The sequence below is a fragment of the Streptomyces sp. NBC_01296 genome (assembly GCF_035984415.1).
In the GTDB taxonomy this organism is placed as follows: Bacteria; Actinomycetota; Actinomycetes; order Streptomycetales; family Streptomycetaceae; genus Streptomyces.
In genome coordinates this window covers 282,462-301,844 of sequence record NZ_CP130720.1, presented here as the reverse complement: position 1 = coordinate 301,844, position 19,383 = coordinate 282,462, and the positions used below count along the sequence as shown (strand labels likewise).

The 19,383-nt window shown below is 68.9% G+C and carries 14 protein-coding genes and 2 pseudogenes; 8 read left to right on the top strand and 8 right to left on the bottom strand.

Features of this window, described 5'->3' with window-relative positions:
* The first annotated feature begins 65 nt into the window (after nt 1-65).
* The 5 genes and pseudogenes from OG299_RS01445 to OG299_RS01425 form a co-directional block, all read left to right on the top strand.
* Nucleotides 66-638: a lamin tail domain-containing protein gene (locus OG299_RS01445; protein ID WP_327360115.1), complete on the top strand. Its 573-nt coding sequence runs from the start codon at nt 66-68 to the stop codon at nt 636-638.
* Nucleotides 639-1,153: 515 nt separating this feature from the next.
* Nucleotides 1,154-1,375, top strand: a complete 222-nt coding sequence (locus OG299_RS01440; RefSeq protein WP_327360114.1) for a hypothetical protein — start codon at nt 1,154-1,156, stop codon at nt 1,373-1,375.
* A 361-nt stretch (nt 1,376-1,736) separates the two neighbouring features.
* Nucleotides 1,737-2,300, top strand: a complete 564-nt coding sequence (locus tag OG299_RS01435; RefSeq protein WP_266637708.1) for an EF-hand domain-containing protein — start codon at nt 1,737-1,739, stop codon at nt 2,298-2,300.
* A 477-nt stretch (nt 2,301-2,777) separates the two neighbouring features.
* Nucleotides 2,778-3,371: an isochorismatase family protein gene (locus tag OG299_RS01430; protein WP_327360113.1), complete on the top strand. Its 594-nt coding sequence runs from the start codon at nt 2,778-2,780 to the stop codon at nt 3,369-3,371.
* A gap of 215 nt (nt 3,372-3,586) precedes the next feature.
* Nucleotides 3,587-3,910 (top strand): annotated as a pseudogene (locus tag OG299_RS01425) (transposase); the annotation flags it as partial.
* Between the two features lie 8 nt (nt 3,911-3,918).
* Here the strand turns inward: OG299_RS01425 and OG299_RS01420 are convergent.
* Nucleotides 3,919-4,149 carry an SUKH-3 domain-containing protein gene (locus tag OG299_RS01420; protein ID WP_327360112.1) on the bottom strand — a complete coding sequence of 77 codons (231 nt, stop codon included), beginning with the start codon at nt 4,147-4,149 and terminating at the stop codon, nt 3,919-3,921.
* Nucleotides 4,150-4,494: 345 nt separating this feature from the next.
* On the bottom strand, nt 4,495-4,788 hold the full coding sequence (locus OG299_RS01415; RefSeq protein WP_327360111.1) for a hypothetical protein: 294 nt from the start codon (nt 4,786-4,788) through the stop codon (nt 4,495-4,497).
* Here OG299_RS01415 and OG299_RS01410 point away from each other — a divergent pair.
* Nucleotides 4,721-5,041, top strand: a pseudogene (locus OG299_RS01410) (transposase); the annotation flags it as partial. The gene OG299_RS01415 and the pseudogene OG299_RS01410 sit on opposite strands and share 68 nt — an antisense overlap.
* Before the next feature lie 81 nt (nt 5,042-5,122).
* On the opposite strand, the gene OG299_RS01405 reads toward OG299_RS01410, so the two are convergent.
* The 6 genes from OG299_RS01405 to OG299_RS01380 all read right to left on the bottom strand — a co-directional run bounded on the left by OG299_RS01405 (nt 5,123) and on the right by OG299_RS01380 (nt 18,657).
* Entirely contained in the window at nt 5,123-7,504 is a 2,382-nt protein-coding gene (locus OG299_RS01405) for an alpha/beta hydrolase fold domain-containing protein (RefSeq protein ID WP_327360110.1), read from the bottom strand.
* A gap of 195 nt (nt 7,505-7,699) precedes the next feature.
* Nucleotides 7,700-8,779 (bottom strand): SDR family oxidoreductase, encoded by a 1,080-nt coding sequence (locus OG299_RS01400; RefSeq protein ID WP_327360109.1) that lies wholly within the window; start codon nt 8,777-8,779, stop codon nt 7,700-7,702.
* Nucleotides 8,776-9,039 carry a phosphopantetheine-binding protein gene (locus OG299_RS01395; protein ID WP_327360108.1) on the bottom strand — a complete coding sequence of 88 codons (264 nt, stop codon included), beginning with the start codon at nt 9,037-9,039 and terminating at the stop codon, nt 8,776-8,778. Before OG299_RS01395 ends, OG299_RS01400 begins: the two co-directional genes overlap by 4 nt.
* Complete coding sequence (locus tag OG299_RS01390; RefSeq protein WP_327360107.1) at nt 9,036-10,064, bottom strand: 3-oxoacyl-[acyl-carrier-protein] synthase III C-terminal domain-containing protein; 1,029 nt, start codon at nt 10,062-10,064, stop codon at nt 9,036-9,038. The genes OG299_RS01395 and OG299_RS01390 overlap by 4 nt, the downstream gene beginning before the upstream one ends.
* Nucleotides 10,061-17,857: an SDR family NAD(P)-dependent oxidoreductase gene (locus OG299_RS01385; protein ID WP_327364430.1), complete on the bottom strand. Its 7,797-nt coding sequence runs from the start codon at nt 17,855-17,857 to the stop codon at nt 10,061-10,063. Before OG299_RS01385 ends, OG299_RS01390 begins: the two co-directional genes overlap by 4 nt.
* A gap of 50 nt (nt 17,858-17,907) precedes the next feature.
* On the bottom strand, nt 17,908-18,657 hold the full coding sequence (locus OG299_RS01380) for a 3-methyl-L-tyrosine peroxygenase-related protein (protein WP_327360106.1): 750 nt from the start codon (nt 18,655-18,657) through the stop codon (nt 17,908-17,910).
* 350 nt (nt 18,658-19,007) lie between these two features.
* On the opposite strand from OG299_RS01380, the gene OG299_RS01375 reads away from it, so the two are divergent.
* A complete protein-coding gene (locus OG299_RS01375; RefSeq protein ID WP_327360105.1) occupies nt 19,008-19,142 on the top strand; it encodes a hypothetical protein in 135 nt (44 codons plus the stop codon).
* The gene (locus OG299_RS01370) at nt 19,143-19,346 is read left to right on the top strand and encodes a hypothetical protein (RefSeq protein WP_327360104.1); all 204 of its coding nucleotides are present in this window, start codon (nt 19,143-19,145) and stop codon (nt 19,344-19,346) included.
* Nucleotides 19,347-19,383 lie beyond the last annotated feature (37 nt).

Genomic DNA, 19,383 nt, shown 5'->3' with positions numbered 1-19,383 from the left:
GCCGGAACTCCCGTGTCAATGATCAGAACGCGCCGACTCTAGGATTGCTGGCGTGCGCATGGCAAGTGTGTGCTGCTGGACGGCCCCGGGACCCGGTGGGCGGCCCGGAGCTGTATTCGGAGTGCGACCGGCTGGCGGTCGTGGCCTGGCTGCTGGCCAACGCCAGGATCGAGTGCAACAAGAGCGTGCCGGCCGGCCTCGTGTGTTGGGCGGCACGGGTGGACGCCGGTTCCAGTTCGGTGATCGGTGGCTGGCCGTGGCCGATCGAGCGGCAGGGGAGGACCAGTTGTCCGGCTGGCTGGTTCCACCGAGACGCCGGGTGGCTGTGGACGGGAGAATGTTCCAACCGGTCCCTGAACGCGGAGTGGGTGGAGATCGCCAACACCACCCGCGACGCCGTCAACCTCCGCGGCTGGACCCTGCGCGACGGCGACGGCAACCGCTACCGCTTCGACAACGTCCGTATCAGCGGCCGCGCCACCCTTCGTATCCACACCGGCGCCGGCCACAACACCCGCTCCGACCTGTTCCAGAACCGCCGCGACTACATCTGGGACAACCACGCCGACACAGCCACGCTGCGCGATGACCGCGGCCGCACGGTCGACACCGAGTCCTGGGGCCGACGCCACCACTGACCGGTGTCAAGGTGCCGGCGGCCGCCTGGACGGCGGGCGGCCGCCGGCACCGCACCTAACGGGGGACTGCCGCAAGCACCTCCCTCGTGGTCCTGAAACCGGTCGCGGAGATCAGCGCCGACACCGCCATCGACCGAGGGGCCCGGCGCCGCCCCGCAACGCTTCGCACTGCTGCGCCTGGACGGCACTGTGGCTGACGTGCCGGGTTCGGGGAAGGCGTACAGTCCTCCAGCGGCTGAACTGCGCAGCCTGTGATGGCGCGGGGCTGGTTGGGTGCTGCCGTAACCGTGCGGCTGCTGAATCGTTTATTCATATCGTCGCGTCAGATGCACAACCGTTCCCCCCTCTTGCGGCGCCGCGACCGGTGGCCCCGGGACACCCCCCTGTCCCGGGGTCTTGCCATGTCGGACGGGAAGGTGCAGGTCTGCTGCTGCCGGGCTGGTTTTCCACGGTTTCTCCCTGCATGTCTGTGACTGCTGGGAGCGTCGGTGGGTAATAGGTGAGAGGTCTTGCCCGTGTCGGCACTGCTGGAGCAGACGATGGAACCGATGTCACAATCCCGCCCCTCGGCGGACCTGTTCCCGTCAAAGGTCCTCTTCTGCGGCTTTTGCCGGGCCACTGCGGCCACCGGTGGAGCGCGGACTCTCAGCGCCGAGGGAGAGTTCCTTTCGGTGATCTGGCACACCCTTGCCTGTCCGCACCACGCAGCCGATCTGATCCTCGCCGGGGACGACTGACGGCACCGCTCCGCCGCCCCGCGAGGCGCAGCTCTTGCTCCTTGGCCGCCACGACGCGGCGGGCCGGGGAATGCCGGGTGGGCGAAACGGTTCATCAGCACCTTCCCAGTCCGGACCATGTGCGCTGACGCGTTGACTCACCTGCTCTGCCGATCTGCGCCTTTCACCTGTTGGGGCGTGCTTGGCGCTGTGCCTCCGCGGAAAGGGTTCCGGCTGTCAGTAGGCCGATCTTGAAGCGGAGGCAGGAACGTGGTTTGGACGTGGCGAGTGTTGTGGCCGAGGTTCAATCTGGCGCCTCGTACGGGTGCTACCGGCCGTCAGTGGCTTTTCAGGCGCTGCTCTGGCAGGCAGGGTGTCGGGTATGGACATCTCGCCGTTCCTGCAGCGCAAGCTCGCCCGCCGCTTCGCCACCTTCGACACCAACCGTGACGGCTATATCGACCGCGCCGACTTTGAGTCGGCCTGCGACCGCCTTGCCACCGCTTTCCGGCTCTCGCCCCAAGCCCCCGCGCTCAAGCGCATGCGGGAGCTGAGCGACGGCCTGTGGCAGCACTTGTCACGGGCCGCGGACACCGACGTCGATGGACGCATCAGCCTCGCCGAGTATCAGGCGGCGTTCGCCGCCGGGTTGCTGGTCACGCCCGCTTCCTTCGATGCCGGGTACATGCCGTTCCTTGATGCGCTGATGGACATCGCGGACGAGGACGGCGACGGGAAACTGACCCGGGATGAGCAGGTTCGCTGGTCCGGCGCCCTGATGGGGCTGCCTGAAGCGGACGCTCGAGAGGTCTTCGGCCGCCTCGACCGGGACGCCGACGGGCTGATCAGCCGGGACGACATGCTCCAGGCAATCCGTGAGTTCTACTTCAACGAGGAGCCCACCTCCACCGGCGTGTGGCTGCTCGGACCACTGGACCCCGCATAGCAGGCAAACCTGTCGCCCAGATGGACCGGATTGAATTTAGACGGCTGTGCATGTCCGCTCGAACCGGCCGTACGGGTCACTACCCCCGGCCCGGGCGGCCGGCTGCTCCTGCAGACCCGGCGCGGCTCCCTGGTCCACAACCGATTCCCCGACCTGGTCGCAGCCGCCGGGCAGCTACCGGGGGGACGATCTGATCCACGGCCGCGGTAGGGGCGCGTCGCGCCCCGTCCGCATTTTTTTGGGGTAGAGGCAGCCGAGGGCTTCCTCCCAGGTGTGGCTGCCGCTACCGGCGCCCGACGGCAGACCTGGCCCCGACCGCGCACCGCACTTGGCCTCTGACTGCTTCGACAGTGCGAATCGTTCCTGCGGTGAATGTCTGCGGCTGTGTGGGTGAGCGCAGCCCGCTATGCCTCCGGCGGAGGTGAGAAGGCCGGTAGAAGACGGGGGGTCGTTCCGTCGTCCTGAGGGGTGTTCGTGATGAGCCGAGGCTTGATCGTCGTCGATGTGCAGAAGGACTTCTGCGAAGGAGGCAGTGTTCCCGTCGCGGGAGGCGCGCAGATCGCCACCGCGATCGCCGAGCTGGTGGAGCAGAGTGCGGACGGTGACTACCAGTACGTCGTGGCCACCCGCGACCACCACATCGACCCGGGCAGCCATTTCTCCTCAAACCCAGACTTCAAGGACAGCTTCCCCGTCCACTGCGTCGCCGGAGACGAAGGCGGAGAATTCCACCCGAACTTCGCCCCAGCCGCCGCCGGCGGCAAGGTCCACGCCGTCTTCTTCAAGGGCGCCCACAGTGCGTCCAAGAGCGGCTTCGAAGGCGCGGACGCCGAAGGCACCTCCCTCGCGGACTGGCTGCGCGCCCGCGGGGTGCGGGACGTCGACGTGGTGGGCATCGCGACCGACCACTGCGTGCGCGCCACCGCGCTGGACGCTGCCGCGGCCGGATTCGGAACCCGGGTACGCCTGGACTACACGGTCGGTGTCGCGCCCGACACCATTGCCTCCACCCTGGACGACTTCCGCCAGGCAGGCATTGAGGTGTCCGGCAAGGCACCGGCGACGAAGTAGCCCAGCAGGCAGGGCACCGTGGCGGTCCACACTCGCGGAACCGGTTCTGCGAGAGCTCGTTGGACTGGCGGGTGCACGCCCCTGCCCAGGGTGCCTCGATCCTTCGGGGCGGGGCGCCCGGGGCCGGCGTCTTATCGGCCCGCGCCGTGCCTGGTAGGGAGCCGCCGTCACACCGCGCGCGGCAGCGCCGGTTCAGGCAGTGGCCCGTGGGGCTCCGCCTCAAGGCCGTCCTGGTCCACTGCCCCGAACTGGATGTACTCACCAGACATGTCCGGTCCTTCACCGAGATCCTCACCGAGCGGCAAGGCCGGCGGCTGCCCGAGTGGCTCGACGCCGTCCGCAACGACAACCTGCCCGGCCTCCACACCCTCGCCGCCGGTATCGACCGCGACCGCGACGCTGTCATCGCCGGTCTGACCCTGCCCCGGAACTCGGGTGTCGTAGAGGGGCACGTCAACCGGATCAAGATGCTCAAACGGCAGATGTTCGGCCGCGCCGGATTCCTGCTCCTCCGAAAGCGAGTGCTGCTCTACAGGTGACCGACGCGTCAGGACGGCTGTCCCGCTGGCTCGTACCCCTCATCGATTCGGCGAGGAACCACACCGAGAACCAAGTTCTCCATGGCGTGAGGCATCGGGCCGAAGCTGGCAACCCAGGTCTCGACCAGGTAGATCACGCCCACTTCATCGATGCCCAGGAAGAACCGGCCGTGGTCCAGCTCGCCGAGCGGGTAAAGACCGACCACGACCCCGACCGGCCACAAGATCCAGGGGCCCACACATACAACGATCCCGCTTACGCTGCGATCGAGGGCGGGGCTCCGGTGTGGATGACGAAAAAACTGGAACACCCCCGAGAGTATCGTCGAAGCGTTCCGGCGAGCCGTTGCGGACGGATCGCCCTACTCGGACCTGTCGGCGTTCGCGACGGGGGCGCTGAAAGCGACGGCGGCTGTCACGAGGACAGCCACCTTGGCGATGCGGTGCATGAAAAGATTCCTCCCCTATTGAAGGGCCCACAGGGCCCGATACGAGACGGCGGCTGGCCAACCAGCGCGTCGTCTGTACAGCTGGATGATCGTCAGAATCTGTCGTGTCTTGCCAGCTAGGACTTGTCCGGTCGATCATGTTCGGAGCCAGATGGTGAGGGCTGCGGCGGTGGCGGTGCCGAGGTAGACGTAACGGCGCTTGTCGTAGCGAGTGGCCACCGCCCGGTGCTGGGCTTGATCCGCTTTGACGGACATCTGAGTGGGCGTTAAGTCCGGCTTCTGTTCTTTCGTGATCGCTCGATCGGGGTACTGATCGTCGTCCGGGCTGCTTGATGGGCATGTCCATGCTGAGATGCGGGGCGTGAAGAGAGAGCCGTACCTCAGCGACTTATCGGACGGGCAGTGGGCGTTGATCGAGCCGGTGATCACGGCTTGGAAACTGGACCGGGTGGCGCGGTCGGCGACCGGGGATTCCGGGTCCTGTGATCTGAGGGAGGTCGTGAACGCGATCTTCTATCAGAACCGGACGGGCTGTCAGTGGCGCATGCTGCCGCATGACCTGCCGGCCTGGTCGGCGGTGTTCTACTACTTCGGGCTCTGGCGCCAGGACGGGCTTGACCAGCGGATTCAGGAACTCCTGCGCTGTAGCCCCCGCGGACGTGCACCTCGATCGCGTCGGCCGGGGCAGTCGAGGCATCGGGTCTCGTTGGTGGTGGGGGTGCAGGTCGGTGCGGAGGGAGGGGGCCGACGGTGGGGCTTTGGGTCAGGGCCCCTTGTCCGAGTCGGGGTGGTTCATCCTCAGCACGAAGTCGCCGCGGGCGGGTTCCTGCAGCATCTTTCGATGTTTGCTCGGCGGCCATGGCCAGAGTTCGGGCAGGTCGTTCGTGTCGAGGTAGTAGCTGTGGCATCCGCTGGTCCACACCGTGTTGCCGGAGTTCAGGGCGTTCCGCAGATCGTGGTTGAACCTCGCGGTGGCCGCCTCGGTCGGAGAGAGACTCGCTACGCGCTCTTCCTGGAGGATCTCGATCCAGCGGACGATGTAGGCGGCTTGGGTCTCGGCGATGCGTGGCACGACCTGGCTGCCGATCGGGCTGTGCGGCCCGCAGATCATGAAGAAGTTCGGGAAGCCGGGCAGAGCGGTGGTGCGGTAGGCGTACGGTCCCTGCGACCATGCCCGGTCGAGTGTGCGGCCGCCTTCCCCCGAGAGCTTCATGGGGCGCATGTAGGTGTGTGCGTCGAAGCCCGTGGCCAACACGATCACGTCCGCGTCGTGGAGGGTTCCGTCGCTCGTGACGATCCCACGAGGCTCCACGTGGTCGATTCCGGAGCTGACCAGAGACACGTCCTCGCGTCCGAGCGCTTGGTAGAACGTGCTGGAGGTGACCAGTCGTTTGCACATGGGGGCGTCGTCAGGAGTGAGCTGCCGACGGAGCTCAGGTTCCTTGACCGCGAACCGCAGGTGCAGCCGGCAGAGCTCGGTGATCGTCCGGCGTTGCCATCCCGGCCGGACCAGAGCGGCCGCGAAGAACCTCTCCATGATCGCTCCGTAGAACCGGAACGGGATCTTCTGGAGCTTCGGCCAGCGCCGGTACATGCTCTTGGTCCACCTGCGGTAGGGGAGGTCGGGCATGGGCAAGAGCCATTGTGGGGTGCGCTGGAACACCAGGAGGCGCCCCGCCACACCGGCCAGTGCGGAGGTGATCTGCACTCCGCTCGCACCGGTTCCGATGACTGCGACCCGCCGGCCCTCGACCGGCACGGTGTGGTCCCACTCGGAGGAGTGAAACGTGGCGCCACCGAATGTCTCCAGCCCGGCGATGGCGGGGACGGACGGCTGACGCAGGTATCCGCTCGCCGCGATGAGTACGTCCGCATGGTGCTCGATCGGGTCGCCGGCGGCCCGGAGGCACCACTGGCGTCCATTCCAGACCGTCTCGGTGATCTCGGTGTTGAACCGGATGTGCGGGTGCAGGCCCGCATCACCGGCCACTCGCCTGAGGTATTCGAGGATCTCCTCCTGCGGTGAATAGAGCTTGCTCCAGGAGGGATTGGGGGCGAAGGAGTAGCAGTAGACGCGGGACTGGATGTCGCACCGCAAGCCGGGATAGGTGTTGTCCCGCCACACTCCCCCCAGGTCGGCTGCCTTCTCATACACCGTGAAGGTGTCGATTCCCGCCCGTCGCAGCGTCGCAGCCATGCACAGGCCCGAGATCCCGGCACCCACGATCGCGATCTGGGGCTGCGGGAGGAGGGCGGCTCGTAGTCGTGTCCCCAGCTCGTCCACGGCCCGGGCTGCCTCGCGCATCACGGGGGCGAAGACGTGGAAGGCGTGCCACAGTCCCGGGTGGCGGATGTGGTCCAGGCGCGCGCCCTGCTCGCGGGCCGCCTGTTCAAGGCGGTCGGCGTCGGCGGCCAGCGGATCGTCACCGGCCGAGTGCAGGATGATCTGGGGCAAGTCACCGAGCCGGCCGTACAGCGGTGAGGCAGCGGGGTCATCGGCATGGCCCCGCGCGTAGAGGGCTGCCCAGTGTTCCAGCTTCGCCGGACTGATGAGCGGTTCCGCGGGGGAGGGCGGGCGGTGCGCCGGGCCGTCGGCCGTCAGGTCGAGCCAGGGGCACACCATCGCGATGACGGCCGGCAGCGGCTCCGCACCGTCTCTGAGCCGTGATGCCAGAGTCAGGGCCAGGGCCGCGCCGGCCGAATCGCCGACCACGGCGATCCGGTCGGCGGCGACTCCCTGCGCCAGCAGACCTCGGTAGGCGGCGACCGCGTCGTTCACGGCCGCGGGGAACGGATGCTCGGGAGCCCGCCGGTAGTGGGGAACGAAGGCGCGGACCTTCGCACTCCGGGCGAGGTGACCGACCAGGCCCCGATACGCACGGGGCGAGCCGAGGACGTACCCGCCGCCGTGCAGATAGAGAATCGTCGCGGAGCCGGTTCCCGCCGTCGTGGGTTTGATCCATTCGCCCGGGACTCCGCCGATGGCTTCGGGCCTGACTGTGATGCCGCGCGGTGGTCGCAGCAGATATCCGGCCAGTTCGGCAGACAGCCGCTGGATCCGCAGCGGTGTCCTGGGGTCGAGCGGACCCCGGCCGAGCACACGCGCGGCGCCGCGGATCAGCTTCGTGGACAAGGAGACGCTCATGAACGGTCGGCTCCCCTGGCGACGAGCACGGGCAATTGCCTGGTCAATTCGGCACTCCTTGGGTAGGGAAGCTCGGAGCCGGTCAGCGGTGGGTGCGGCCACGTGGGGTGGGTTCGGCCACATCGGGTGGGTTCGGCGGGAACGAGCCTCGGACCCCTTTCGGAAGGCGCGGCGCCCGCGTCGGCCGGGTCGTGCTCAGACTGCTTGGAGGGTCGCCTTGTAGCAGTCGAGGTAGGCCAGCAGATCGGCGGCGGCCAGGGGGGTCGCCATGGCACTGGATCCGGTCACGCGTCGGGTGTGGTCCAGGTCCAGTTGGTTCACCCTGAAGAAGGGAAGGTACCGCTGTAGCGCGCTGGCGGGACCGGGCAGCCTCGCTTCCCCCGGGGGGCCGAACTCGGGACGTGGCAGATCGGTCCAGGCGAAGAGTGCTTCGAGGACGCTGCGGGACGTCGGAGGCTCGGCGTTGGCGAGGTGGTAGACCGTTCCGGTCTCTCCGAGCGTGCCGACCGCGACCGCGGCGCGGGCGACGGTGTCGACGGGAACGAGGTTGATGGTGGCGTCCGGCGGTACGGGGAGGATCGCCCGGGCGCCTTCGGGAACGAGGTGCCGGCGGGCTGCGATGGTCAGGCGGCGGGCCATGGCGTAATAGCCGGCGTGATGCGTTGCGGCGTGAGTGGCGGCGTGACCGACGACGAACGAGGGCCGCAGGATCCGCCAGACGATCTCGCTTTCCACCACCGCTCGTTCGGCGCGGATCTTGGCGTGGTGGTACGGGGTTGGCGGCGCCGCGGTCTGTTCGACGGCGGGCTGCTCCACGAGCACACCGTCGTCGCGGCTGGGTGCGATGTAGGCGGTGCTCATGTGGTTGAGCTGGGCGCCGAGCCTGCGGGCCAGGTCGATCGCATGGCGGGCCCCGTGGTGGTTGACGGAGTCGATCCGTTCGGCGCGGTGCAGCTCGTAGTGCAGGGTGGCCGCGCAGTGCCAGATGTAGCGGACGCCTCCTGGCAGTGCTCTGGGGAGATCGAGGCCCCACAGAGCGGCCTCGACATCGCCGTGCACCGGGTGGACGCGGTGTTCACCGCTCTTCCACAGGGGGGTTGCGTCGTAGGCCGTGGCGGCCGCGGTCAGTGCGTTGCACAGGCGGCGTCGGGCGTGTGCCGGATCCTGGCCCCGCACGAGCACGTACACCTCGCTCTCCGGATCTCGAAGGAGTTCCAGAACCACCGCGCCGCCTATGAACCCTGTAGCGCCCGACAGCAGATGGATGACTGTCATGATCGGGCTCCCCTTTCCCGGAGCCATTCGGCGAGCTGCCCGAGCGTCATGCCTCGTTCCGGAATCTCGTCGGTCGTGATGCCGAAGACATCCGGCATGATGAACAGGAGCTCTTCGACTGCGAGAGAGTCGAGCCCCAGGTCGGCGAAGGTGGCGTCGGGGGTGAGCTGCGCCGTCTCCAGGTGGTACCGCCGGCCGAGTAGCCGGATCAGCCGGCCGTAGAGACCGTCGGCGTTGTGGCTGGACTGCTGGTCCGTCATGGCAGGCTCCGTTCGATGCGCACGACAGAGCAGGTCGTCGACGTGGGGCCGGAGAATCCGAGGAGCAGCACATGGTCGCCCGGGTGCACCTGATCCGTCACCAAGAGGTGTTCCAGCCCGATGACTTGTTCGTTGACCGTCAGGTGCCCGACGCTCCTTCCGTAGTCGAGCACGCCTTGCCGGACGGACAGACCGATGGGGGCGAGCACGGACTTGAGGTAGCGCTCGTGGCCGATGAAGTTGTGGGTGACCCGGGAGATGTCACCGGGGGCAAGATTGGCCTCGGCCAGGGTGCGTAGCACCGTCTCCGTACGGATCTCGCTGAACTGGAGTGCCAGGGAAGACGATTCGCCCGCTGTGCGGTGCTGTTCCAGCCGTCGGCGCAAGCCGGAGGCGGGCTCCGTGTCGACGCTCGGTGGGAAGATCGGGGCATCGCCGCGGGCTACTCGCTCTGCTTCCGGCAGCGAAGCCGACCCCACGGCGAGGAGGCGGGCCAGGCCCGGGCTGCGGGACAGCACGAGGGCGCTGCCGGAGTCACCTACCGGGCCGTACTGGAAGCCGAGCGACCAGCGGTTGATGCCTGGGACTCCGACGTTGTCGGATCCTGTGAGGAGTGCTGCGGCATGTGCCGGTGCGGTCGCCAGGTAGGCGGCGGCGAGTTCGAGTCCAGCCAGCAGGCCCGTGCAGCCCTGGCTTATCCGGATCGAAGGCGCCGCGCAGTCACCGAGGGCGTTGAGTACGTAGTGCTGGCTGGACCAGGCGGACGGCCCCTGGGTGAATGCGCCGGCGTGCAGGTGCATCACCACATCCGCCAGGTGCCCGCCCGGCCAGCGCTCCAGGGCCTGCCGAGCCGCGGCGATTGCCAGATCGGGGGCCGGGGTGTCGCCAGCGACCGCCGCGCCCGTCCACCCGTGCCAGTCATGCGATTCCGGATCGTACAGTCCTTCGTCCACGGCCTGTCGAGTGCTCATGGGGGGCGGCACTTGTGCGCCGATGGACGCGATCCAGATGTCCTCGGTCTTCACCGGTGCCGACCCTTCCCTTCCCCGTCGGTATGGCTTTCGGACGTGGCAGTGGCGCGGACGGTGTCTGCGAGTGATCGCAGCGTGGCGCCGCGGAGGATGTCCACGACCCGTATGGAGGCCGAGAACTCGAGCTCGATCAGGGTTCGGAGCTCCACTGCCATGAGTGAATCGATACCCAAGTCCGTCAGCGGCCGGTCGCGCTTGACCCGACTGGCGCGCGTGCCGAGCACACGGGCAACCTGTTGGGCCAGCACCTCCTCCACGGCGTCGGCAGGGGCACCGTCCCGTTGGGCGACCGGGCCTGCCGCGCTTGAAGGAGCAGGCTTTGCCGTGGAGGGGGTCGAGTGTGCCGGGGAGTGTTCCGCCGCCGGCTCCGGGCGGGCTGCCGCGTGCGTGGGAAGAGCCGCGGGGGGCGCGAGATCAGGAGCGAGTCGGGCTTCCGCGGCGTCCGGGTGCCGCGGACTCCGCGGCGAACGCCCCGTATCGCTGTCCGCTGGTTCAGCGCTTCCCGGCGCGGCCACGCCGTTGACCAGGTCTCGTAGGAGCGGAACACCGGCCGCCGCCGGGTATGTCGCGGACCACAGAGGCCAGTCGACCCGGAGGACGACCGCTTCCGGGACGTCTCGCTCGAGCAGCGTGTCGAGCAGGGCGAGGCCTTCCTCAGGGGTGAAGAAGGACATGCCGCGAGGACGCAGGTCCCGGCCCGTATCCCGCTCCCGGGCCACCATGCCCACGTCGCCCCAGTACCCCCAGTTGACCAAGGTGGCCGGCCACCCGCGGGCGCGCCGATGACGGGCCAGTGCGTCCAGGAAGGCATTGCCGGCCGCGTAGGCACCCCCCATGGGTGAGCTGAGGACGGAGGACCCGGACGAGAAGAGAACGAACCGCTCGATGGGTTCGCCCGCCAGCGCCTGGTGCAGCGCGAACGCGCCGTTCACCTTAGGGCGCAGCACCTCGCCGAGCCGGTGTGGCGTCAGGTCGGTGACGGCACCGTGCTCGAAAACCCCGGCCAGGTGGTACATCGCACGGACGGGTGGTGAGCCCGCACGGCGCCGGGCGGCGAGGAGGGTGGTGAGGGCTGAGGTGTCGGCCACGTCCAGGGCGTGGTACTCGGCCTTGACGCCTCGGGCGTGCAGGTCATGCAGGAGTTGCCGGCCCGGCGCGGCAGGGTTCTCGGGCAGGGGAGTGCGGCCCAGGAGGAGCAGGTGGCTGGGTCCGCGGCCGGCCAGATGTTCGACCAGGCGGCTTCCGATGCCTCCGAGCCCGCCGGTCACCAGGCAGGTGGCTTGCGCACCGTCCACGGAGGGCACGGGCCGGGTTGTCTTCGTGGGCACTGTCTTGGGCAGTTCGATGACGACTTTGCCGATGTGGCGGGCGCGCGCCACGTGGCGGAAGGCGTCGACGACCTGGTCCGCGGCGAAGACCTTGCACGGCAGGGGCTCGAAGATCCCTCGTTCGTACAGGTCGAAGGTCTGCCGCAGCGCTTCGACGAGCGTGGGGTGGTGATCCCGGATGAGGGGGATGAGGTCCACGCCGTGGATGCTTCGGTTCTCGGCGAGGGCGGACATGGCTATCGGGGTGCCGTCGGTGATGTCTCGTTTGGCGAGTTCGACGTACCGTCCGCCAGGAGCCAGCAGGCTGAGGTTGGCCTGTACGGCTTCGCCGGTGAGGGTGTTGAGGATGACGTCGAAGCCTTGTCCGCCCGTCGCCTCACGGAACTGTCCGACGAAGCTCAGCGATCGGGAGTCCCCGATCTCCTTGGGGCGGAGGCCGAGGCCGGCGAGTGCGTCGCGCTTGGCCTCGCTGCACGTGCCGTAGACGTGAGCGCCCAGCCGGCGGGCCACCTGGAGCGCGGCCATTCCGGTGCCGCCGGATGCTGTGTGCACTAGTACGCGATTGCCCGCGGAGACCCCGCAAAGGGTGTGCAGGGCGTGGTACGCGGTGGCGAAGACCAGCGGTACGGCCGCCGCCTCGGCCGGGGTGAGCCCGGAGGGCCGTTTCATGACCAGCTCCGCCGCGGCCAGCACATGGGTGGCCAAGGCGCTTTCCGCGATGGCCACGACCTCGTCCCCGGCCTTGACGTGGTGGACGTCCGGGCCGACCGCGGCCACTGTTCCCGAGCACTCTCCGCCCAGTGCATGGGCACGGCTCTCCGTGCCGGGGTACGCGTTGGTCGCCAGCAGGACGTCCCGGAAGGCCAGACCGGCGTGGGTGGCATGGACCAGGACCTGCCCGGGTCCCGGGGAGGGCGGCGGCTCCGCGGGCCTGAAGGTGAGATGGTCCAGGACTCCCGCTCGTTCCTGGCTGAGCCGCTGGGGCCCGGAGACCGTCGGCGATGTCATGGCCGGGGGTGCTGTCTTGGGCAGTTCGATGACGACTTTGCCGATGTGGCGGGCGCGCGCCACGTGGCGGAAGGCGTCGACGACCTGGTCCGCGGCGAAGACCTTGCACGGCAGGGGCTCGAAGATCCCTCGTTCGTACAGGTCGAAGGTCTGCCGCAGCGCTTCGACGAGCGCGGGGTGGTGATCACGACCGAGAGGGACCAGGTCCACGCCGTGGATGCTTCGGTTCTCGGCGAGGGCGGACATGGCTATCGGGGTGCCGTCGGTGATGTCTCGTTTGGCGAGTTCGACGTACCGTCCGCCAGGAGCCAGCAGGCTGAGGTTGGCCTGTACGGCTTCGCCGGTGAGGGTGTTGAGGATGACGTCGAAACCCCGCCCGCCCGTCGCCTCACGGAACTGTCCGACGAAGCTCAGCGATCGGGAATCACCGATCTCCTCGGGCAGAAGACCGAGCTTGCCGAGCGCGTCGCGCTTCTCGCCGCTGCACGTGCCGTACACGCGGGCGCCCAGCCAGCGCGCCACCTGGAGCGCGGCCATCCCAGTGCCGCCGGATGCCGTGTGGACCAGTACGCGATCGCCCGCGGTCACCCCGCAAAGGGTGTGCAGGGCGTGGTACGCGGTGGCGAAGGAAACCGGCATGGCCGCCGCCTCGGCCGGGGTGAGCCCGGAGGGCCGTTTCACGACCAGCTCCGCCGCGGCCAGCACATGGGTGGCCAGCGCTCCCTCCGCGAAGGCCACGACATCGTCCCCCACCTTGACGTGGTGGACGTCCGGGCCGACCGCGGCCACTGTTCCCGAGCACTCTCCGCCCAACGCGCCCGCCCGTCGGTCGGTGCCGGCGTAGGCATTGGTCGCCAGCAGGACCTCCCGGAAGGTCACGCCGGCGTGCGTGGCACGAATGAGAACCTGGCCCGGCCCCGGCACCGGCGCCGTCGTGGGTATGAACGCCAGCTCGTCGAGGACTCCCGTTCGCTTCTGGCTGAGCCGCAAGGCCTCACGGACCGTGGGACGCGGCAGCTCCAGCGGTCGCAGCCTGGCTGCGTAGCGGGCGCCGGCGCGTAGGGCGATGCGGTCCTCGTCATCGGAACCGAGGAGTTCACGGGCGAGTTCGACTCCGCCGAAGTCGTATTCGCCGAGATCGATCGCGGTGGTGCGAAGCCGCGGGGATTCGCCAGCAAGGGCAGGGCCCAAGCCCCACAGGGGGGCCTGTGAGAGGGCGCGCACGGTATCGGTCGCAACCGCCTGCTGTGCACCGCGGGTGACGAGCCACAGCCGGGGCGGCTTGGTTGTCCGTACCTTCTCCAGGGCAGCCACCAGGTTCGCGACGCTCGTGCAGCAGAGGTTCGCCGCGCGCTCCAGCTCCTTGTCGGTGGGAGTGTCGGTTCGCGTGGCGTCCAGGCTCCACAGATGCACGATGCCGTGCAGCCGGCTGCCCTTCTGGCAGACATCGGACACGACGGTGGCCAAGTCCTGCGGGCTCGTCGGATCGACCTGGAAGTGCTGCTGATCGCTCTTCTGGTACGCAGCCGCGACCGTGACCACGGCCACCTCATCGCCGTGCCGTCGCAGCTCCGCAATCAGGCTACGGCCGACAGACCCGCTGTCCCGAAGGATCAGCCATCGATGAGCGGTGTGCTCGGTCGGGCGGGGAGCGGAGGTGGGTGTGCTGCGGACCCAGTCGACGGTGTACAGCCAGTTTTCGGCGTCGGGTTCGAGCGCACCGGAGGAAGGCCGATCGATGGACACGGCGGTCTCCCTCTCCGAGAACGCCGTACGGGGGCTGCTGCGCGGCTGGGGGGTGACGGAACCTGGAGCGGCATCCCCTTGCCCGGCCGGCCCTTCGTTGACTGCGGGACTCGAGCTGGTCCGGGGGAGCGCGACGGGAGCCGGTGCCCGCCTCATGAGATAGCGCAGCCTCAGCCCGTCGAGCTCGGCGACCAGGCCGTCGGAGTCGTAGATGCGGACACTGCCCGATCCTGAGTCGTCCAGTTGCTCGGAGAGGAGCCGGGCATGGCTCCAGAGAGTGCCTTTGGGCTGCCTGTAGAGCCGGTACGCACCGATGCTGCTGAGTACGAACGCTCCGTCCTGGCTCTCCTCGGTGTCCGGCAGCAGGGCGACGATGGTCTGCGCGCAGGCGTCGAGCAGCGCGGGATGAAAGCGGTGCGCCGACTGGGATGCGCGCACGGGCTCGGGCAGGCGCGCCCGGCCGACCGCTTCTCCTGCACCGCGCCACACCTCCTCCATGGCCTTGAAGGCCCCGAGCCACTGGTTGCCGCGCGCGGCACGGTAGGTGTAGAACTCCTCGCCGGCCATCCGGTCCGGGCACCGGGACAGGGCCTGGTCCACCGCGTGTTGTTCCCTCTCGTCCGGGCCCGCGATCCCCCGGACGCGCGCCTCGGCGTGGAACGTCCACGAGACGGTGGGCGCGGTACGGCCGTGGACTTCGAAGCGCAGCGCGTCACCGTCGGGTTGGGCGCTCACCCGCACGTCGACCACGTCGGCCACGTCCGAGAGGAACAGTGCCTTGTGTACGCGGAGGGAGTCGATCTCGACCGGGGTGGCGGGCCCGAGGATTCGGCCCGCTGCGACGGCCATCAGTTCCAGATAGGCGGTCCCGGGCACGATCGCGGCACCTTGTACCTGATGGTCGATCAGATAGGCGTTGGTGGTCAGGTCCAGTCGCCCTTCCCACCGCCGCAGGCCGGCCTGGGGACGGGACACCTCGTTTCCCAGGAGCGGATGGCGAGGCACGGGAATTTGGTCCGGCTCGGTTTGATCGGCCGGCGGCAGCCAGAAGTTCTCGTGCTGCCACGGGTAGTGCGGCAGTGGAGTGTAGGCACCGCCGTCGGTGACCGCGTCCCAGTCGGCGTCCACACCGGCGACGTACAGCGCGCCCAGGGTTTCCAGCAGCGCAGCACGCGCGTCCCCGTGCCGCCGTAGCGAACCGTAGGCCTGGGCGCCGCCGTGTTCACGGATGGCCGTGGTCAGCACCGGGTGGGCGCTGATCTCGACAAAGATCGTGTGGGCGCTGGCCAGTTGGTCGCGGACCGCTCCGCTGAACTCGACCGGTTCTCGGATGTTGCGGGCCCAGTAGGCGGCGTCCATCCGGGTGCCGTCGATGACCTCGCCCAGCAGAGTCGAGCGGATGGGAACGGCGGCGGCGCGCGGGGAGATGCCTTCGATGGCCTTCAGCAGGTCACCGGTGATCTCGTCGATCTGCGGGCAGTGGGAGGCGTAGGCCACGTTGACCGGGCGGGCAGCCACGCCGCGTTCCTCCAGCGAGGCCACGATGGTCCTGATGGCCTGCGTCTCGCCGGACAACAGGGTCGAGCGCGGACCGTTGGAGGCGGCGACGGCCACGGACCCGTTGAACGGGGCGATCTCCTGCCGCGCGACGTCGACCGCCAGTTCCGTCCAGGCCATACCGCCGTGCCCGCCCAGCCGGGTCGCCAGTCGGCTGCGGCGGCAGATCACAGCCGCCGCGTCCGCCGTGCTCAGCGCGCCCGCCACGCAGGCGGCGGCGATTTCTCCCATGCTGTGGCCGATCACCACGTCGGGCTCAACACCCCAGGCCCGCCACAGCGCGGAAAGCGCTACCTGGACGGCCCAGAGAGCCGGCTGCACGATCTCGGTTCGCGACAGCCAGCTCTCATCGTCTTCCTCGATCAGTGAGCGCAGGGATACGCCGCTCTCGGCCTGAACCGCCCGGTCACAGGTGTCGAATGCCTCGGCGAAGGCAGACTCGGTAGCGAGGAGATCTCGCCCCATGCCCGCCCACTGGGAGCCGTGCCCGGGGAAGACGAACGCCACCTGTGGCACGTCCCTGGCTTCCCCAAGCATGAGGGAGGTGGCCGGACCGTCTTCGGCAAGATGCTCCCGGAGCGCCGCGGCGGCTTCCTCTCCCGATTCGGCAACCAGCGCGAGCCGGTAGGGGTGAGTGGTACGCCGACGGGCGGCGCTATGGCAGATGTCGATGAAACGCGGCGGACGCGAGGGGCGGTCTTCGCCTGCCCCCGGGTGATCGGCGGGTCCGAGGAAGGCGGCCCAGGTCTTGGCCAGGTCGGGCAGGGCCTCTTCCACAGCGGCGGAAAGGGTGAGCAGCTGTGCGCGGGCGGGCGGCCCGGGGCGAGGCGCGGGCTGAGGGGCACCGGCCAGGACGACGTGCACGTTGGTGCCGGAGATGCCGAAACTGCTGACTCCGCCGAGCGAGGGCCCGAGCCGGTGCGGCAGGGAGGTAGCGGTCCGCGGGATCCTCAACGGCAATTCGTCCCAAGGGATAGCCGGATTGGGCTCGTTGAAGTGGAGGCTCCCGGGAACGATGTTGTGCTCGAGGCACAGCACCGTCTTGATGAGACCGACGAGTCCTGCCGCCGCCTCGCTGTGGCCGAGGTTGGTCTTGGCCGAGGTCACCAGGAGGCGCCGTTCCTGCGCACGCCCCGGTCCCAGAACGGCAGCGAGCGCCTCCAGCTCGACCGGATCGCCGATTTGCGTACCGGTCCCGTGGGCCTCCACGAAGTCGACTTCGCTGGGCGAGATATCCGCGTCCTGGTAAGCCTGCTCCAGTACCCGGCTCTGCCCGCTGACCGTCGGCCTCACCAGCAGCCCGCCGTCGTGCCCGTCGGAGCCGATCGCGGAGCCCCGGATCACCGCCCTGATCCGGTCCCCGTCGGCGAGAGCGTCCGAGAGGGGCTTGAGGATGACGACGCCCACGGCGTCGCTGCGGACGAAACCATCGGCACTGGCGTCACCGAACTTGCACCGGCCCTCCCGGGAGAGCATCTTTCCGCCCGAATAGATGATGCTGGGATCCGGAAGGAGACAGAGGTTGACGCCGGCGGCCAGTGCCAGGCTCCCCCCTGAGCGAACGTGCCGGACGGCCGCGTCGACGGCGGCGAGCGCTGACGAACAGGCAGTGTCGATGGTGAGACTGGGACCTCTGAGGTCGAAGGCGTGTGACAGTCTCCCCGACAGCACCGAGAGTGCCCACGAGCCGGTCATGCCGTAGTAGCTGAACCGGCGTTCGTCCTGGCTCTGCAGCGCCCAGTAGTCACTCGAACAGGCACCCACGTACACGCCGGAGTTACTGCCCGCCACTCGTCGCAGCGGCAGCCCCGCATCCTCCAGTGCCTCGTAGCCGACTTCGAGCAGAAACCGCTGCTGCGGGTCCAGCCACACCGCCTCACGCGGCGCGATGCCGAAGAACTCGGCGTCAAAACCGGCGACGTCGTCAACGAAACCTCCCCAGCGGCTCACCGTCCGCCCCGTGACCCCCGGTTCGGGGTCGAAGACCGCGTCCATGTCCCACCGGTCGGCCGGAACCTCGCTCACGAGGTCCTTGCCCAAGAGGCAGGCACTCCAGAACTCCGCAGGTGACGAGATGCCGCCGGGAAGCCGGCACGCCATGCCGACGACGGCGACGTCCCGCTCCCTGGCCTCATCTCCGCTGAGCATGGCCGTCTGACCGATCGATGACATCTCTGCCCGCCCCACTTTTCCGTGACCTACTGGGCCGTTGATTCCGCATCCATGTAGTAATCGGCTGGGACCGTACTGGCGTGGGTCATGGCCGCCGGGAAACCACGTACGTACACCGTCGCGTCCGCCAACCGCAGCATCGAGGCATCGCGGTCGCCGTCCCGCAGATGGCGGGTGGCGTCGGCCATGGCGACCGCGGCGCAGACGTTGAACAGGACATGGACCTGGTGGCCGATGAGCCAACGAGCACTCCACACACTCTCCGACGGCGCCCCCGCACCAGGCTCGGGGACGGCCACCGGCGGTACGTCGTCAGGGTCGGCGTCCGCCGCTGCGCCGATGAGGTCGAGCACTGACTGCCGCATCCCGGCCACTTCCAGGGCGAGGTCGGGACCCGACAGGGGAGCGTCACACAGGTCTTCCAATCCGCGGTGGATGACCAGGGCACCGTGCAGGGCGGCCTGTTGATCTGACAGTTCCCCCTCGCGGACCCGGAAGTAGGACTGACTGGTCGAATCCGCCGGCAGTTCCTCACCGGCCACGGCCGGGGCCAGATCCGACAACGCGGCCACCAACTCGTCGGCAACCGCAGTAGCCTGCCGCAGCGCGAGGGTCTGCTCGACAGGTCCGGTATGGGTCGCCACCCCGGCCAGCACGCGCGTGGTGCGCTTCGCCTCGTCATCGACCCGGGGGCCCAGCACCGGGACGGGCCGCCCGCCTCGGGGTTCACGGAAAACGGCGACAGCAGGATGACCGGCAACCGGTGATAAGCCCATGGTTGAAGTTCTTCGCCAAGAACACTCGATCCGAAACCCTGATCCGCAAGACGATTTCCGGTGCGGCGGTGCGGCGGTGCGGCGGTGCGGCGGTGCGGCGGTGCGGCGGTGCGGCGGTGCGGCGGTGCGGCGGTGCGGCGGTGCGGCGGTGCGGCGGTGCGGCGGAGTCGGCCGGCGAGGTCGAGCCGCTCTCGGATCCGCGACAATCGCGGGTTCAGATCTGTCCTGCCGACTCCACTCCTCGCAGGTCGGAGGCGGCAGGCATTCCACGCCCTCGGGGAGCGGGCCGGCTCCCAGCAGCGGATGTACCGGAAGGGTGATGAGGGGCGGATGTCGCCAGGAGGTGCGTCATGGGCGTGGCCGAGGGGTTCGTGCCGTTCCGGGGGTTCCGCACTTGGTACCGGGCCGTGGGCGAGCTGCCCGGGCCCGCCGGGAAGCTGCCTCTGCTGGTGATCAACGGCGGACTGGGCTGCCCCCATGACTAAATGGAGGACGTGGCGGCGCTCGCCGATGAGAGCGGGCGTCCGGTCGTCTTCTACGACCAGCTAGGGTGCGGGCGGTCCGAACATCCGGACGATCCGGCCCTGTGGCGTATGGAGACCTTCGTCGACGAGGTCGGTGCCAACGCGCTCCGCCTTGGCCACAAGGCCCGTCGATATGGCGATCTTGGTCGACGACGGCGATGGTAGTGCCGGGGCGGCGTGGAGGGTGCACTGGTTGAAGCCG

What these genes read in the sequence shown, in the direction of transcription:
- OG299_RS01435 (WP_266637708.1), top strand. Translation starts at nt 1,737, where the DNA reads ATGGACATCTCGCCGTTCCTGCAGCGCAAGCTCGCCCGCCGCTTCGCC.
- OG299_RS01430 (WP_327360113.1), top strand. Translation starts at nt 2,778, where the DNA reads ATGAGCCGAGGCTTGATCGTCGTCGATGTGCAGAAGGACTTCTGCGAA.
- OG299_RS01405 (WP_327360110.1), bottom strand. Translation starts at nt 7,504, where the DNA reads ATGAGCGTCTCCTTGTCCACGAAGCTGATCCGCGGCGCCGCGCGTGTG.
- OG299_RS01400 (WP_327360109.1), bottom strand. Translation starts at nt 8,779, where the DNA reads ATGACAGTCATCCATCTGCTGTCGGGCGCTACAGGGTTCATAGGCGGC.
- OG299_RS01395 (WP_327360108.1), bottom strand. Translation starts at nt 9,039, where the DNA reads ATGACGGACCAGCAGTCCAGCCACAACGCCGACGGTCTCTACGGCCGG.
- OG299_RS01385 (WP_327364430.1), bottom strand. Translation starts at nt 17,857, where the DNA reads ATGCTCAGCGGAGATGAGGCCAGGGAGCGGGACGTCGCCGTCGTCGGC.
- OG299_RS01380 (WP_327360106.1), bottom strand. Translation starts at nt 18,657, where the DNA reads ATGGGCTTATCACCGGTTGCCGGTCATCCTGCTGTCGCCGTTTTCCGT.
- OG299_RS01375 (WP_327360105.1), top strand. Translation starts at nt 19,008, where the DNA reads ATGGGCGTGGCCGAGGGGTTCGTGCCGTTCCGGGGGTTCCGCACTTGG.
- OG299_RS01370 (WP_327360104.1), top strand. Translation starts at nt 19,143, where the DNA reads ATGGAGGACGTGGCGGCGCTCGCCGATGAGAGCGGGCGTCCGGTCGTC.